This is a genomic window from Falsiroseomonas oryzae (assembly GCF_027856955.1).
In the GTDB taxonomy this organism is placed as follows: Bacteria; Pseudomonadota; Alphaproteobacteria; order Acetobacterales; family Acetobacteraceae; genus Falsiroseomonas; species Falsiroseomonas oryzae.
This window is the reverse complement of sequence record NZ_JAPSMD010000011.1, coordinates 1-13198: the sequence shown is the minus strand read 5'-3', so window position 1 is coordinate 13198 and position 13198 is coordinate 1. Positions and strand designations below refer to the sequence as shown.

The window sequence follows — 13198 nt, the reverse complement described above, 5'->3', positions numbered from 1 at the left end:
CGCCGATGGAGATCCTTCTCGCCGCTGCCATTGGCGTTCTGGTCGCCGCGGCCGCCTATCTGTTGCTCGCCCGCGACCTGCCGCGCGCCCTGCTCGGCTTCGTGCTGCTCGGCACCGCGGCAAACCTCAGCATCTTCGCAGCCGGGCGGATCGGCACCATGGTTCCGCCGCTGGTGGACCAGGGCGAGCGCGCGCTCGCCGCCGACGCGGCGAACCCACTGCCGCAGGCGCTTGTACTGACCGCCATCGTCATCGGCTTCGGCCTCGCTGCTTTCACGTTGGTGCTGATCCGTAGCGCGCATGACGCCTTCGGCACGGCCAGCGCGGACGAGATGGACGAGGCCGAGCGGCCGGACGAGACGCCGGGCCCGGCTGCGGTCGCGCCCGCGGCTGCCTCGCCATCGCATCGGCGGGAGGCGGCGTGATGCGCCAGGTCCTGCTCGTCGCACCGATCCTGATCCCGCTTGCAGGTGCCTCGCTGACGGCGCTGCTGTGGTCGCGCCCCGCGGCGCAACGCGCCGTCGGATTGGCGTCCGCCATCGCCCTCTTCGTCGCAACGCTCGCACTGCTGGCCCAGGTGATCGCAGGCGGCATGGTCGTCGGGCAGATGGGCAACTGGCCAGCGCCCTTCGGTATCACGCTGGTGGTGGACCACCTATCCGCGGCGATGCTGGCAATCACCGGCCTGATGGGGCTGGCCGTCGCGGTCTATGCGATGGGACCGGGCGCGCGGGAGCGCGACCGTGCGGGCTTCCCGCCGCTGTTCCACGCGCTGTTGATGGGCGTCGCCGGCGCCTTTTCCACCGGCGACCTCTTCAACCTCTATGTCTGGTTCGAGGTGATGCTCATCGCCTCCTTCGGGTTGCTCGTGCTCGACCGCACGCGCGAGCAGCTTGATGGTGGCCTGCGCTACGTGATGCTGAACCTCGTCGGCACGACCTTCTTCCTTCTGGCGGTAGGGCTCATCTATGGCCTGACGGGCACGCTGAGCCTCGCCGATCTCGCGCGCGTCGCGCCGGGAGTGGAAAACCAGGGTGCGCTGGCAGCAACGGCCGTGCTGCTGCTCGTATCATTCGGCGCCAAGGCCGCGGTCTTCCCGCTGTTCAACTGGCTGCCCGCCTCCTATCACACGGCATCCATGCCCGTGGCGGCGATCTTCGCGGCGCTGCTGACCAAGGTTGGCGTCTACGCCATCATCCGCGTCTTCACGCTGGTCTTCGCGCATGACCACGCGCTGTTCGGGCCGATCCTGGCCGGTATCGCGATCGCGACAATGGTCGTTGGCGTGCTGGGCGCGGCGGCGCATTACGACGTGCGCCGGATCCTGTCGTTCCACATCATCAGCCAGATCGGCTACATGCTGATCGGTGTCGCGCTGATGACGCCGCTCGCGATCGCGGGCAGCGTTCTCTACATCGTCCACCACATCGTGGTGAAGGCGAACCTGTTCCTTGTCGCCGGGGCGATGCGGCAGGTCGGCGGGTCCTTCGCACTCGCACGCATGGGCGGGCTGTGGGTATCGGCGCCGCTCCTCGGCATACTGTTCCTCATCCCCGCGCTCTCGCTCGCCGGCATCCCGCCGCTCTCGGGTTTCTGGGGCAAGTTCGTCGTCATCCGCGCCGGCCTCGAGGCGGAGGCGTGGCTGCTTGCCTTCGTCGCGCTCGCCGTCGGGGTGCTGACGCTCTACTCGATGATCAAGATCTGGAACGAGGCCTTCTGGAAGGCGGCGCCACAGGCCGCGCCGCGGGCGGAGTGGACGCGCGCCGAGCGGATCGCGACCTTCGCGCCGATCGTGGCGCTCTGCGGCGTGACGCTGGCGATCGGTCTCTGGACCGAGCCCTTCGCGGCCTTCTCGCTTGCCGCCGCCGATGCGCTGCTCGATCGCGAGGGCTACATCGCCGCGGTGCTCGGCCCGAACGCCGTCCGGCTCGCGGAGGCCGCGCCATGAGGCGTGCGCTCGCCTGGGCCCGCGTCGGCATCACCTTCGTCGCGGAACTCGCCAAGTCCACCTGGGCCACGATCCGCGCCGTGCTCGGTCCGACGGAGCGCCTGCGCCCGGCGATCCTCGCCGTACCACTCGATGTGCGCTCGCCCGCAGGCATCGTGCTGTTCGCCGACATGGTGACGCTGACGCCGGGCACGACGAGCGTCGACGTCTCGGCAGATGGAAGCACGCTCTTTGTCCACGTGCTCGATGCGCCGGACCGCGAGGCGGCGATCGCGGGCATGAAGACAACCCTCGAGGCCCGCACGCGGGAGGTGTTGCCATGACCGATGGCCTGATCCCTGGCCTGATCCCGTGGGCGGCCGCGCTTGCGGCCGCGATCGTCACGCTCGGCCTGCTCCCGGTCGCGTTCCGGCTTCTGGTCGGCCCATCCGCCGCCGACCGCGCCATCGCGACCGACATGCTCGGGCTGCTCGGGGCCTGCCTCGCCGCGCTCACCGCGGTGCTGGCCGTCCATGCGGCCTTCCTCGACATCGCGCTCGGCATCGCGCTCGTCGGCTTCCTCGCGGCCGTCGCCTTCGCTCGCCTGATGGAGCGCGCGAGCATGCCGCCGGCCCCGGGCCCCGCCGAATGAGCGCGCTGCGCGAGATACTGGCGGCACTGCTGCTGGTGGGCGGTGCCGCGGTGGTGGCGCTTGCCGCGCTCGGCGTGGCGCGGCTGCCGGATCCGTTCAGCCGGATGCACGCCGCCGCCAAGGCCGGCGTGGCCGGGGCCGGGCTGCTTCTGCTCGGCGCAGGGCTCGCCTTCGGCACGACCGCGGCGATGCTTACTGCCCTCGCGGCCGTCGGCTTCCTCGTGCTGACGGCGCCGGTCGCTTCCCACGCGCTCGGCCGGGCGGCCTACGTCGCCGGCGCCCCGCTCGGCGCCGCATCCGTCGCCGACGCCCTCTCTGGCGTCCTCGACCGCCGCGTCTTCGACATCGACCCCGCCCGCACCGCCCGGCCTCGCCCAACAGCCCTTGTCACGCCACGAGAGGAACCCGTCATGAGCGCCATCCCGGAGTTCCGGCGGCCTGCCGATCCGGCCCTGCGCGGCGCACCGGCCACCGATCGGGTGGCCTTGCGCCGCGTCCTCTGTTGCCTGGTCGGCGGGCCGCATCAGGCGGAGGCGACAGCACAGGCCTTCGACCTCGCGGCCCGCGCTGGTGGCAGCCTGACTGGCCTCTCAGGCGCGGGGTTGGAACCGCGGATGTGGCGAGGCCCGCTGCCGGTCGGCGGCGCCTTCTGGGCGGATTGGGTCACCTCGCGCAGCCGGCAACGGATCCGGGAGAACTGCGCCGCGGCCCTGCAGGACTTCCAAGGCAGGGCAGCCGCGGCGCCGGACATCGAGGTGGCCGCACGCCACGAGGAAGGCCAGGCGGCAGATCTGGCGCGCACGCTCGCCGGCCACGACTTCGTCGTGCTGCCCGCGGGGATGGGCCCGCACGGGGTCGCGTGCGCGCCGGGCGAGGAGATCGGCGCGTCACTCGCCCGCGCGCGGCTGTTGCCGGTGCTCCGCGTCCGGCGCAAGGTCGCGGAGGTGCGTTCCGTGCTGCTCGTCGTCGGCTCCTCGCCCGCCTGCGGCACGCTTGCGGCTGGGCTGCTGCGGACCGGATTGTGGCCGAATGCCGCCGTATCCATCCTGCCCGTCGCCGATTACCGGCCCGGGGTGGCGGCGGCGGTCGAGGCGCAGGCGGAGCTGTTGCGGGCGACGGGCCGCAAGGTGCGGCTGCTGTCCTCACTCGAACTCGAATTCGAACTGGACGACCTCCGTCCGCGGCTGGCGACCTTCGATGCGGCGGTACTGTCCTGCCTGTCCACGCATCATGGCGGCTTCTTCGACATGGTCCGCAACTGCGCGCATGAGACGGTGGCCGATACCGTCCCGATCGTGCTCTTGCCCTAGCGGCGTGCGTCCGGTCACACAGGGGGCGTTCTCTGGATCGCATGTTGCTGATGACCGTCCCCGCTCGCCCCGATTCTCCCGCCCAACAGCGTGCCGGCGTGCTGCCATCGGCACTGCGCTTGCCGGCGGCCGCGGGCGTCATTGTCTTCGCGGTCGCGGTGGGCACGACGCAGCTTGCCCTGCAGGTCACCAACCGCGGGGCCGACCGCAGGCTCGCACAGCTCGGCGAGGTGTATCTCGACGGGTTGGCGGCGAGCGTGCGGGCCGGCCTCGAGGCCCGCGACGCCGCCTATGTGGCGGAGCGTATGGCCCGCGCCTTTGCCGAGCAGCGCGGCGTCGCCGAGCGAACCCTGTTTGCCTTCACCCCGGATGGCGCGCTGCTGGTGCGGCATGGCGACCCCGGAAAGTCCGCGGCGATGGCCGTGGCGCTCGGGGGCGACGCCTGGCGCCTGGATGCGGACAGCGGCACTGCCTGGGTGAGCCGCGTGGTGGATGGGACGGAGGGTCCGGCTGGGCGTGTCGTCGCCGCGCTCGACGTCTCGCCGATCCTCGCCGCGCGCACGCGGCTCGCCTGGGGCGTCGTGCTGCTGGACATGTTCCTCGCCGGTCTTGCCGCGCTGCTCACCTGGGCCGTGCTGCAACGCCTCGGCCGTCCGCTCCGCGTCCTGGTTGAGGCCCTGTCCGATGCAGCGCGGCAGGCCCCGGTGCCGCTGCCGGAAGCGGTCCTCGCGCAGGCCGACCCGCGCAGTGCGGCCGTGCTGCGCGCCTATAACCGCATGGCGTATGGGATGCGGGAGCGGGAGCGGCTGACCGCCGAACTGGCGGAGCGCGAGCAGGCCGCGGCGCTCGGGCGCCTCGCTGCGACGATCGCGCATGAGGTTCGGAACCCGCTTGGCGGCCTTGCCACCGCCGTCTCGACTCTACGGCGCTTCGGCGCCTCTCCGGAGGTCCGAGACGAATCCCTCGCCTTCCTCGACCGCGGCATCGCCGCGCTCGACCGCATCGTGACGAGCACGCTCAGCCTCTATCGCGCGGAGGAGGATCGGCCGCTCCTGCGCACCGACCTCGAGGATCTTGGCCATCTGGTACGTTCGGCGGCGGAGCGGCGCGGCATCGTGCTTGTCCTCTCGCTCGACCTGCCGGATGGCGAGATCGCGCCGGGTTCAGGCGGGGTGCGCCAGGTCCTGCTGAACCTTCTGCTGAACGCCTGTGAAGCGACGCCGCCGGGCGGGACGGTGGAGCTGCGCGCTTGCCGCGAGGACGGGGAGCTCATCTGCGAGATCGCCGATGCCGGCCCAGGGCTCGATCCTGCCCAGGCGCAACGGTTGACCGGCGGCGGCGGCACGGCCACGCGCAAGGGGCTCGGGCTTGGCGTCGTGGTCGGGCTGCTCGGCACGCTCGACGCCCGCGCGTCCGTGACGGAGCGGCCGGGGGGCGGCACCACGATCCGCCTCGCGATCCCTGCGGGAGCGCGCGCATGAGCGGCCCGAAGGTGATCCTGGTCGTCGAGGACGATCCAGTGCTCGGCCCCGCCCTGGTCCAGCGGCTGCGCCTGGAGGGCTATCGTCCGCGTCTGGCAGTGAGCGGCGCCGAGGCGCTGCGCGAGTCTGCTGCGCTCCGCCCCGATGCGGTGATCAGCGACATCCGCCTGCCCGACATGTCGGGCGAGGAGGTCTATCGCCGACTGGTGGCCGGCTTCGGCGCCATGCCGGCCTTCTTCATGACCGCCTTCGGCGAGGTGGCGCAGGCCGTGCGTCTGGTCCGCGCCGGCGCGCGCGACTACCTCACCAAGCCGGTGGATGTGGACCGGCTGGTGACGGAACTCGGCGCTGCGCTGGCTGCGGCGCCGCCCGCATCGGATATCGGGGAGCTGCCGCAGCTCGGCGTCTCGGCCGCTATGCGCGCGGTCGAGGCGACGCTGCGCAAGGCCGCGCGGGTGGACGTGCCCGTGGTGCTGACCGGCGAGACGGGCGTCGGCAAGGAGGTCGCGGCGCGCTTCCTGCACGCGGCTTCGGCCCGCGGCGCGCACCCCTTCGTCGCCGTCAACTGTGCCGCCATCCCGCGCGAACTGGCCGAGAGCACGCTGTTCGGCCATGAGCGCGGCGCCTTCACCGGCGCCGTCGCGCGCGCGACCGGCGTGGTGGAGCGCGCGGGCGCGGGGACGCTGCTGCTCGACGAGGTTGCCGAGCTGTCGCCCGAGCTGCAGGCCAAGCTGCTCCGCCTTGTCCAGGAACGCAGCTTCCTGCCGGTCGGCGCCACGGCGGAGCGCCCCTTCGCCGCGCGGATCGTCTGCGCCACGCATGCCGATCTCGCCGCGCGTGTACGGGACGGTACGTTCCGCGAGGACCTGCTCTATCGCCTCAACGTCCTTTCCGTGGCCATCCCGCCGCTCCGCCAACGGCCCGAGGACCTGCCGGGCCTCACGGTGCGGCTGCTGGCGGAGACGCTCACCCGCTTCGCCCTCGGTCCGCGCCGGCTGGGCGAGGCGGCGCTGGCCGCCCTCTCGGCGCACGACTGGCCGGGCAATGTGCGCGAGCTGCGCAACCGGATCGAGCGCGCCGTCGCGCTCAGCGAGGCCGAGGAGCTGATAGCGGCGGACCTGTTCCCCGAGGGCGTGCTGGAACCTCCGCCCGGCCCGCGCGACGCATCGCTCGAGGGCGCGCTGGACGAGGCGGCGCGGCAGGCGATCGAGGACGCCCTTCGCCGCGCGGGCGGCAGCCGGTCCGAGGCAGCGCGCCTCCTCGGCGTCTCGCGCACGACGCTCTGGAAGCGCATGCGCGACCTCGGGTTGAGCGGCGAGGGATGAAGCGCGGCCCACCGCCGAGGTGGCCGCGCCGCGAACCAGGTACGGTGATGTCGATGTTCGCCGTCGCAGGGGCAACGGCAGACAGCGTCATCCCAATGGTCAGGAGCATCTGGTCGGTCGAGGCGCTGCCCGGTGCCAGGGCGACGCAACCGCGGGTAGCCGATGCCTCATCCTGTCTTCATCTCGCTGCGTCCCCTCAACCCCAACCTGATCTGCTTCTCGATCTCGATGATGGCGAAGAAGGCCGCACCGACGGCGAGGATCATCAGGCCATCGGCCAGCGGCACGGGTTCGGTGCCCAGCAGCGCCTGGAGCGGCGGCAGGTAGGTGACGGCGAACTGCGCCGCGGTGATGACGATGACGACCGTCCAGACGACCTTCGTCCCCTTCGCGGCGTCCCAGGTCAGCGAGGTGCCGTGGATGTTGCGGATGAAGAAAAGGTGGAAGATCTCCAGCACCACCAGCGTGTTCATCGCCATGGTCTGCGCCAGCGCCAGCGGGTATCCCCGGTCGATCGCATAGCTGAAGACGCCGAAGACCGCGGCCAGGAACAGGACCGCCACCATCGCCACGTGCCAGACGAGTTCGCCGGTGAGGATCGGCGCACTGCGCGAGCGTGGCGGACGGGCCATGGTCCCAGCCTCGGTCGGCTCGAACGCCAGCGCCAGGCCCAGGGTGATCGCCGTGATGAGGTTCACCCAGAGGATCTGCACGGCGGTCACCGGCAGGGCCAGGCCCGCCAGCAGCGCCAGGGCAATCACCATGGCTTCCCCGGCATTGGTGGGAAGCGTCCAGCTGATCACCTTCTTCAGGTTGTCGTAGACCGTCCGCCCCTCCCGCACCGCGGCGGCGATGGAGGCGAAGTTGTCGTCCGCGAGCACGAGATCGGCGGCCTGCTTCGCCGCCTCCGCTCCCTTCAGGCCCATGGCGATGCCCGCATCGGCGCGCTTCAGCGCCGGCGCGTCGTTGACGCCGTCACCGGTCATCGCGACCGTGAGGCCGTTCGCCTGCAGCGCAGTTACGAGGCGCAGCTTGTGTTCTGGGCTGGTGCGGGCGAAGACGTCGACGGAGACCGCCTCCAGCGCAAGCTGCGCCTCGTCCAGCCTGTCGAGATCGACCCCGGTCAGCACGCGGCGGGTATTCTCCAGCCCGATCTGCGCGGCGATCGCCGCGGCGGTGCCCGCATGGTCGCCGGTGATCATCTTGACCCTGATCCCCGCCGCCCGGCATTCCGCCACGGCGGCGATGGCCTCGGGCCGGGGCGGGTCGATCAGCCCGAGCAGGCCGAGAAAAGTCAGTCCCCCCTCCAGCGCGGCGGCGTCGATGCGCCCGCCTGCCTCGGGCCGCTCCGCCAGCGCCAGGACACGCAGGCCGCGCCGCGCCATGGCGTCGGCCCGGTCGTGCCAATGCCCGTACTCGATGCCGCCGCACATGCGCAGCACCCGCTCCGGCGCGCCCTTCACATGGACCAGGCGGCCCGCCGCGCCGTCGCTCAGCACGGCCATGAAGCGATGGCGGCTGTCGAAGGGGATCGCGTCCAGCCGCCGCGCCGCATGGTCGCCGCCGACCTTGCCGGCGAAGGCCAGCAGCGCGCCCTCCATCGGGTCGCCCTCGACCGTCCAGTGCGCATCCTTCCGGTGCAGCGCAGCGTCGTTGCAGAGCGCCGCCGCAAGGGCCAGGCGCGACAGGTCGCCCGACGGCGCGACGCTGCCTTCCGGCGCATAGCCCTCGCCGCCGATCTCGAAGGCGCCGGCGGGCGTCTCGGCCGCGGTCACCACCATCTCGTTGCGCGTCAGCGTCCCGGTCTTGTCGGTGCAGATGACCGAGACCGAGCCGATCGCCTCGATCGCCGGCAGGCGACGGACGATCGCGTGGCGCCGCGCCATCGCCTGCACGCCGATGGCGAGCGTGATGGTCATCACCGCGGGCAGGCCTTCGGGAATCGCCGCGACCGACAGGCCGACGACGGCCATGAACAGCTCAGAAAACTCGTGGTGGCCGACGAAGTAGCCGTAGAGCAGCAGCAGGCCCGAGACGAGCAGGATCAGGAAGGACAGCCAGCGCGCGAAGTGGTCCATCTGCGCGACGAGCGGCGTCGTCAGTTGCTCGACCTCGGCGAGAAGGCCGCCGATCCGCCCGATCTCGGTCCGGGTGCCGGTCGCGACCACGACGCCCCGCGCCGTGCCCTGCGTGAGCAGCGTGCCGGACCACATCATCGACCGGCGGTCGCCCAGCGCGGCATCGGCCGACACCGGCTCGACCGACTTCTCCACCGGCAACGATTCACCGGTGAGGATCGCCTCCTGCGCCGCAAGCCCCCGCGCCTCGATCACGCGCAGGTCGGCGGGCACCTTGTCGCCCGCCTCGAGCAGCACGATGTCGCCCGGCACGAGGTCCGCCCCGTCCACGCTCGCCCGCCGCCCGTCGCGCAGCACGGCGGCGCGGGGGGCGAGCATCTGCCGGATCGCCGCCATCGCGGCCTCGGCCTTTCCCTCCTGGATGAAGCAGATCGCCGCATTGGCCAGCACCACGGCCAGGATCACCCCGGTGTCCACCCAATGCTGCAGGGCGGCGGTCACCGCGGCCGCGCCGAGCAGCACGTAGATCAGCACGTTGTGGAAGTGCGCCAGGAACCGCAGGACCGGTCCCCGCGCCCGCGCCTCGGGCAGGCGGTTCGGCCCGTGCGCGGCCAGCCGTCGCGCCGCCTCGGCCCCGGTCAGGCCTTCGGGCTGCGCGACGACGCGCCTCATCGCCTCTTCGGAGGCGAGGCTGTGCCACGCGGCATCCTCGCCACGCGGCACGTGTTCGCCCGACGACTTCGAACCACCCGGCACGGCGCCCGTCCTCGATGAGGTGGCCGTCCACCCGTTGCTCGGCCCGAAGACGCCGGGCCGATCGGGCGGACGGATCGTCCGACCGGTCCTATTCGGCCAGCAGCGTGGGCAGCGCCGGGCCGCGGTCGAGCAGGTCCATTGTCGCGCTGCCGAACACCAGGTTGTGCAGCGGCGCGTGGCGGACGGCACCCATCACCATCATGTCGGCCTGGACCTCCCGCGCGACGTCCAGGATGGCGGCCCCCACGCCGCCGCGGCCGCGCTGGACGGGGCGGAAGGCCGCCTGCGCGCCATGGCGCGCCAGCAGATGCGCCAGTTCGACGCCCGACTGGCCCGGCCGGAACTCCTTGTCGTCCGTGACGCTCACCACGGTGACCGCTTCCGCCCGCTTGATGAAGGGCAGCGCGCCATGGATCGCGCGCACCGCCGCCGGCGAGGCGTCCCAGGCCAGCACCAGGCGCGTCGGATGCGACGAGGCGGCGTTCCCGGGCGGCACCAGCAGCAGCGGCCGCCCGGAGGAGAAGATGCCGCCGGACGCGACGAAGCGCTTCCCGGCATCGACGCCGGCGCCGAACGACATGATCCCGACGTCGCTGACCCGCATCTGGTCGGCGAGGACCTCGCCGACCCCGTAGGCGAAGCTGCTGCGGCCGCGCACCTCGAAGCGGAGGCCCCGCGCCTCCAGCGCCTTGCGCACCTGCACGGCGGCCGCTTCCTCGCGGGCGGTGAGGTCCTGGTCGGTCAGGGACGTGATGTCCGCGCCGGACGCGTCGCGGAACGCGCCGGCCGCGAAGACGAGGGCCGTCACATGCGCGGCGTGGGCCTCGGCGATCGCCAACGGCAGTGCAAGGCATGCCTCCACCGTCTCCGGCGCGCCGGGTTCCACATGCAGCGCGATCGTCGTGATGGCCACGGTGTCTTCTCCTCGAGATTGGCGCGGACCCCTGCGTCGCCGCCCGGCGCGGCGGGCCTGCATGCGAGGCAGGCCGGGATCTGCGGGGCAGCGTTCGCGCCACCCACGCTCAGATGCACTCGACGATGCTCGATGCGCATTGATGTGGCTCAATGCCGGCGCCTTCGCCTCGCTGGCACTCTGCGGCCATGGCAGGACGGCAGCCCGGAGTGGCGCGATGCTGACTCGGCGATTCCTCACCGTGAAGGACGTGGCGGAGCTGGTTCAGGTGTCGGAGGCGAGCGTCCGCCACTGGATCAAGCTGCGGCAGCTCCGGGCGATCGATCTCGGGCGCGAGTGGCGCGTCATCCCCCGTGATCTTGAAGCGTTCCTGGCCACGCATGCGACCTGCGGCGCGGCGAGCTCCCCTGCCGACGCCTGCGGCGGACCGAACCTCGCCCCTGCGAGCGGCAGTGCAATTTCCTCGGACCCGCAGGATGGCTTGGCACAGTCCCATGGATCGCCGGGCAGTCATTCAACCGATGCGGCCGCTCGCGGCGCGAACCGCGGTAAGGGGAAGCGAGAGGCTCGCGCGTGATCTGATGTCGACCGGCCCGCTCACCTTCTTGCCAGACATGGGGCTGGAAGCCGCGGCCCACGCCATGGCCGAACGCGGAGTCTCGGGCGCGCCGGTAGTTGGGGAGGACGGGCAGCTTGTGGGGATCATCACTGAAGGTGATCTGATCAGGCGGCTGGCAGCTCCTTCGGCGCCGAGGGCTGCGTGGTTCGCCAGCCTGTTCCGCGCCCCCGAATCGGAGGCGGCGCGCTTCGCCCGCGTGCATGGTCGCACCGTGAAGGACGCCATGACCATGGACGTGGCAAGCGTGAACGAGGAGGCGACAGCGGAGCAGGTCGCCCACATCATGGAGACGCGCAGTGTGCGCCGCGTGCCCGTGCTCCGCGACGGTAGCCTGGTCGGGCTCGTTTCTCGCGCCGACCTTTTGCGCGCCCTCATCATCGGCGAAGGTGGAACCACCGCTCCCCGATCGGATGCGGAAATCCGGCGCGCACTGTCCACCGCGCTGCGCGCGCGGTCCTGGTTCGGCAGCCAGCTCATGTTCTTCGACGTCGCCGACGGTGTCGTGCGCCTGCACGGCTTCTGCGGGTCCGAGGACATCCGCCGCGCCTTTCGGGTGCGCGGCGAGGGACTCGCCGGCGTTAAGCGCGTGAAGACCGAGTTCTCGGCGCCACCGCCTTTCCTGCTCGGAGCGCGCTAGGCGCGCCCCGACGCTGCATCTCGAGGGAGCTTACCGATGCCCAAGACCATGAAGGCCACGGCCTTCGTCGAACCGGGAAGGATCGAGTTGCGCGAGAAGCCGGTCCCCGAGGTCGGCCCGCTCGACGCGCTGCTTCGCATCACCACGACGACCATCTGTGGCACCGACGTGCACATCATGAAGGGGGAGTATCCGGTAGCGGAAGGACTCACGATCGGCCATGAGCCGGTCGGCGTGATCGAACGCCTTGGGTCGGGCGTGAAGGGGTACCGCGAAGGCCAGCGGGTGATCGCGGGCGCCATCACGCCTTCCGGCTGGTCGAACGCGTGCCTCTGCGGGCGGTGCAGCCAGGACGGTGCAGGCACGAAGCACGGGTGGCGCCCGATGGGCGGCTGGCGCTTCGGCAACACGATCGACGGATGCCAGGCCGAGTACGTGCTGGTGCCTGATGCCATGACGAACCTCGCCTCGGTGCCGGACGATCTGACGGACGAGCAGGTGCTGATGTGCCCGGACATCATGTCCACCGGCTTCTCAGGCGCCGAGAGCGGCAAGGTCCAGATCGGCGATACGGTCGCGGTTTTCGCCCAGGGACCGATCGGCCTCTGCGCGACCGCCGGGGCGAAGCTGATGGGCGCGACGACCATCATCGCCGTGGACCGCGTGCCCGAGCGGCTTGCCATCGCGCGTCGCCTCGGAGCAGACCACTTGGTGGACTTCTCCCAGGTCAATGCCGTGCAGGAAATCATGCGCCTGACGGACGGGCGTGGCGTCGACGTCGCGATCGAGGCGCTCGGCGCCCAGTCCACCTTCGAGGGCGCGCTGCGCGTGCTGCGCCCGGGCGGGACGCTCTCCTCCCTCGGCGTCTATTCTACCGACCTGACCATCCCATACGACGCCTTCGCTGCCGGCCTTGGCGACCATACCATCGTCACCACGCTCTGCCCGGGTGGCAAGGAGCGCATGCGACGGTTGATGGAGGTGATCGCGAACGGTCGGCTCGACCTCAAGCCCCTGGTCACGCATCGCTTCACGCTCGACCAGATCGTAGAGGCCTATGACCTCTTCAGCCATCAGCGGGACGGCGTGATGAAGGTCGCAATCACGCCTTGAAGGGGAGCGGTCGTTCGGCGGCTGAACGCCCCCGGCAGCCGGGTCGTGCGGTCGGAGGTTCGTGACGACGACGGCGGGTACAGTGGCGCTCCGCAGCGTCGTTGTGGAGGTTGGCTGCGCCGAGGTTGCGTGCACGGCTATAGTTGCAGAACGAGGATCACAGGATCCGCCGCTTCGTCACCTGCACGGACAGCGGCGCTGCAGCCAGTTCCACGGTTGACGCGCTGACGTTCCGTTCCGTCACGCGCACGCTGTTGTTCGACCATGTCTGGACGGTCCCCGCCCTGCAAGCATGATCGTCTCGGCTGGCTTGGGCGGCGCGCGTGCGGTCATGTCTGCGGCCTTTGATTGCCACCATGTGGTAGCTGGCCTCGATGGGTTCCGCGG

Annotated in this window: 13 protein-coding genes; 10 read left to right on the top strand and 3 right to left on the bottom strand. The window is 71.4% G+C overall.

Going from position 1 to position 13198, the window contains the following annotated elements; translation table 11 throughout:
• Positions 1–5: 5 nt before the first annotated feature.
• Genes OZN99_RS02955 through OZN99_RS02925 form a run of 7 tightly spaced genes read left to right on the top strand, consistent with a single transcriptional unit; the run spans position 6 to position 6695 of the window.
• Positions 6–425, top strand: a complete 420-nt coding sequence (locus OZN99_RS02955) for an NADH-quinone oxidoreductase subunit K (RefSeq protein ID WP_270933675.1) — start codon at positions 6–8, stop codon at positions 423–425.
• On the top strand, positions 425–1948 hold the full coding sequence (locus OZN99_RS02950; RefSeq protein WP_270933674.1) for a proton-conducting transporter transmembrane domain-containing protein: 1524 nt from the start codon (positions 425–427) through the stop codon (positions 1946–1948). The genes OZN99_RS02955 and OZN99_RS02950 overlap by 1 nt, the downstream gene beginning before the upstream one ends.
• Positions 1945–2271: a Na+/H+ antiporter subunit E gene (locus tag OZN99_RS02945; protein WP_270933673.1), complete on the top strand. Its 327-nt coding sequence runs from the start codon at positions 1945–1947 to the stop codon at positions 2269–2271. The genes OZN99_RS02950 and OZN99_RS02945 overlap by 4 nt, the downstream gene beginning before the upstream one ends.
• Complete coding sequence (locus OZN99_RS02940) at positions 2268–2579, top strand: monovalent cation/H+ antiporter complex subunit F (protein ID WP_270933672.1); 312 nt, start codon at positions 2268–2270, stop codon at positions 2577–2579. Before OZN99_RS02945 ends, OZN99_RS02940 begins: the two co-directional genes overlap by 4 nt.
• Positions 2576–3889, top strand: coding sequence for a monovalent cation/H(+) antiporter subunit G (locus tag OZN99_RS02935; RefSeq protein ID WP_270933671.1), 1314 nt, complete (start codon positions 2576–2578; stop codon positions 3887–3889). Before OZN99_RS02940 ends, OZN99_RS02935 begins: the two co-directional genes overlap by 4 nt.
• 50 nt (positions 3890–3939) lie before the next feature.
• Positions 3940–5370 carry a sensor histidine kinase gene (locus OZN99_RS02930; protein WP_270933670.1) on the top strand — a complete coding sequence of 477 codons (1431 nt, stop codon included), beginning with the start codon at positions 3940–3942 and terminating at the stop codon, positions 5368–5370.
• Entirely contained in the window at positions 5367–6695 is a 1329-nt protein-coding gene (locus OZN99_RS02925; RefSeq protein WP_270933669.1) for a sigma-54-dependent transcriptional regulator, read from the top strand. The genes OZN99_RS02930 and OZN99_RS02925 overlap by 4 nt, the downstream gene beginning before the upstream one ends.
• 167 nt (positions 6696–6862) lie before the next feature.
• Here OZN99_RS02925 and OZN99_RS02920 read toward each other — a convergent pair whose 3' ends face one another.
• Positions 6863–9496, bottom strand: a complete 2634-nt coding sequence (locus OZN99_RS02920; protein ID WP_270933711.1) for an HAD-IC family P-type ATPase — start codon at positions 9494–9496, stop codon at positions 6863–6865.
• Positions 9497–9617: 121 nt separating this feature from the next.
• Positions 9618–10442, bottom strand: a complete 825-nt coding sequence (locus OZN99_RS02915) for a universal stress protein (RefSeq protein WP_270933668.1) — start codon at positions 10440–10442, stop codon at positions 9618–9620.
• Positions 10443–10584: 142 nt separating this feature from the next.
• Here OZN99_RS02915 and OZN99_RS02910 point away from each other — a divergent pair, with 142 nt between their 5' ends.
• The 3 genes from OZN99_RS02910 to OZN99_RS02900 are packed head-to-tail and all read left to right on the top strand — an operon-like array spanning position 10585 to position 12811.
• Entirely contained in the window at positions 10585–11019 is a 435-nt protein-coding gene (locus OZN99_RS02910) for a helix-turn-helix domain-containing protein (RefSeq protein WP_270933667.1), read from the top strand.
• A gap of 4 nt (positions 11020–11023) precedes the next feature.
• Positions 11024–11698 (top strand): CBS domain-containing protein, encoded by a 675-nt coding sequence (locus OZN99_RS02905; RefSeq protein ID WP_270933666.1) that lies wholly within the window; start codon positions 11024–11026, stop codon positions 11696–11698.
• 48 nt (positions 11699–11746) lie between these two features.
• Entirely contained in the window at positions 11747–12811 is a 1065-nt protein-coding gene (locus tag OZN99_RS02900) for an NAD(P)-dependent alcohol dehydrogenase (RefSeq protein WP_270933665.1), read from the top strand.
• 157 nt (positions 12812–12968) lie between these two features.
• Here the strand turns inward: OZN99_RS02900 and OZN99_RS02895 are convergent.
• A partial coding sequence (locus OZN99_RS02895; protein ID WP_270933664.1) for a hypothetical protein occupies positions 12969–13198 on the bottom strand: 230 nt, incomplete at its 5' end.

Excerpts from the sequence above, each read along its gene's own strand:
- OZN99_RS02905 (WP_270933666.1), top strand. The coding sequence starts at position 11,024 with ATGTCGACCGGCCCGCTCACCTTCTTGCCAGACATGGGGCTGGAAGCC.
- OZN99_RS02945 (WP_270933673.1), top strand. The coding sequence starts at position 1,945 with ATGAGGCGTGCGCTCGCCTGGGCCCGCGTCGGCATCACCTTCGTCGCG.
- OZN99_RS02925 (WP_270933669.1), top strand. The coding sequence starts at position 5,367 with ATGAGCGGCCCGAAGGTGATCCTGGTCGTCGAGGACGATCCAGTGCTC.
- OZN99_RS02940 (WP_270933672.1), top strand. The coding sequence starts at position 2,268 with ATGACCGATGGCCTGATCCCTGGCCTGATCCCGTGGGCGGCCGCGCTT.
- OZN99_RS02930 (WP_270933670.1), top strand. The coding sequence starts at position 3,940 with ATGACCGTCCCCGCTCGCCCCGATTCTCCCGCCCAACAGCGTGCCGGC.
- OZN99_RS02900 (WP_270933665.1), top strand. The coding sequence starts at position 11,747 with ATGAAGGCCACGGCCTTCGTCGAACCGGGAAGGATCGAGTTGCGCGAG.
- OZN99_RS02935 (WP_270933671.1), top strand. The coding sequence starts at position 2,576 with ATGAGCGCGCTGCGCGAGATACTGGCGGCACTGCTGCTGGTGGGCGGT.
- OZN99_RS02955 (WP_270933675.1), top strand. The coding sequence starts at position 6 with ATGGAGATCCTTCTCGCCGCTGCCATTGGCGTTCTGGTCGCCGCGGCC.
- OZN99_RS02950 (WP_270933674.1), top strand. The coding sequence starts at position 425 with ATGCGCCAGGTCCTGCTCGTCGCACCGATCCTGATCCCGCTTGCAGGT.
- OZN99_RS02910 (WP_270933667.1), top strand. The coding sequence starts at position 10,585 with ATGTGGCTCAATGCCGGCGCCTTCGCCTCGCTGGCACTCTGCGGCCAT.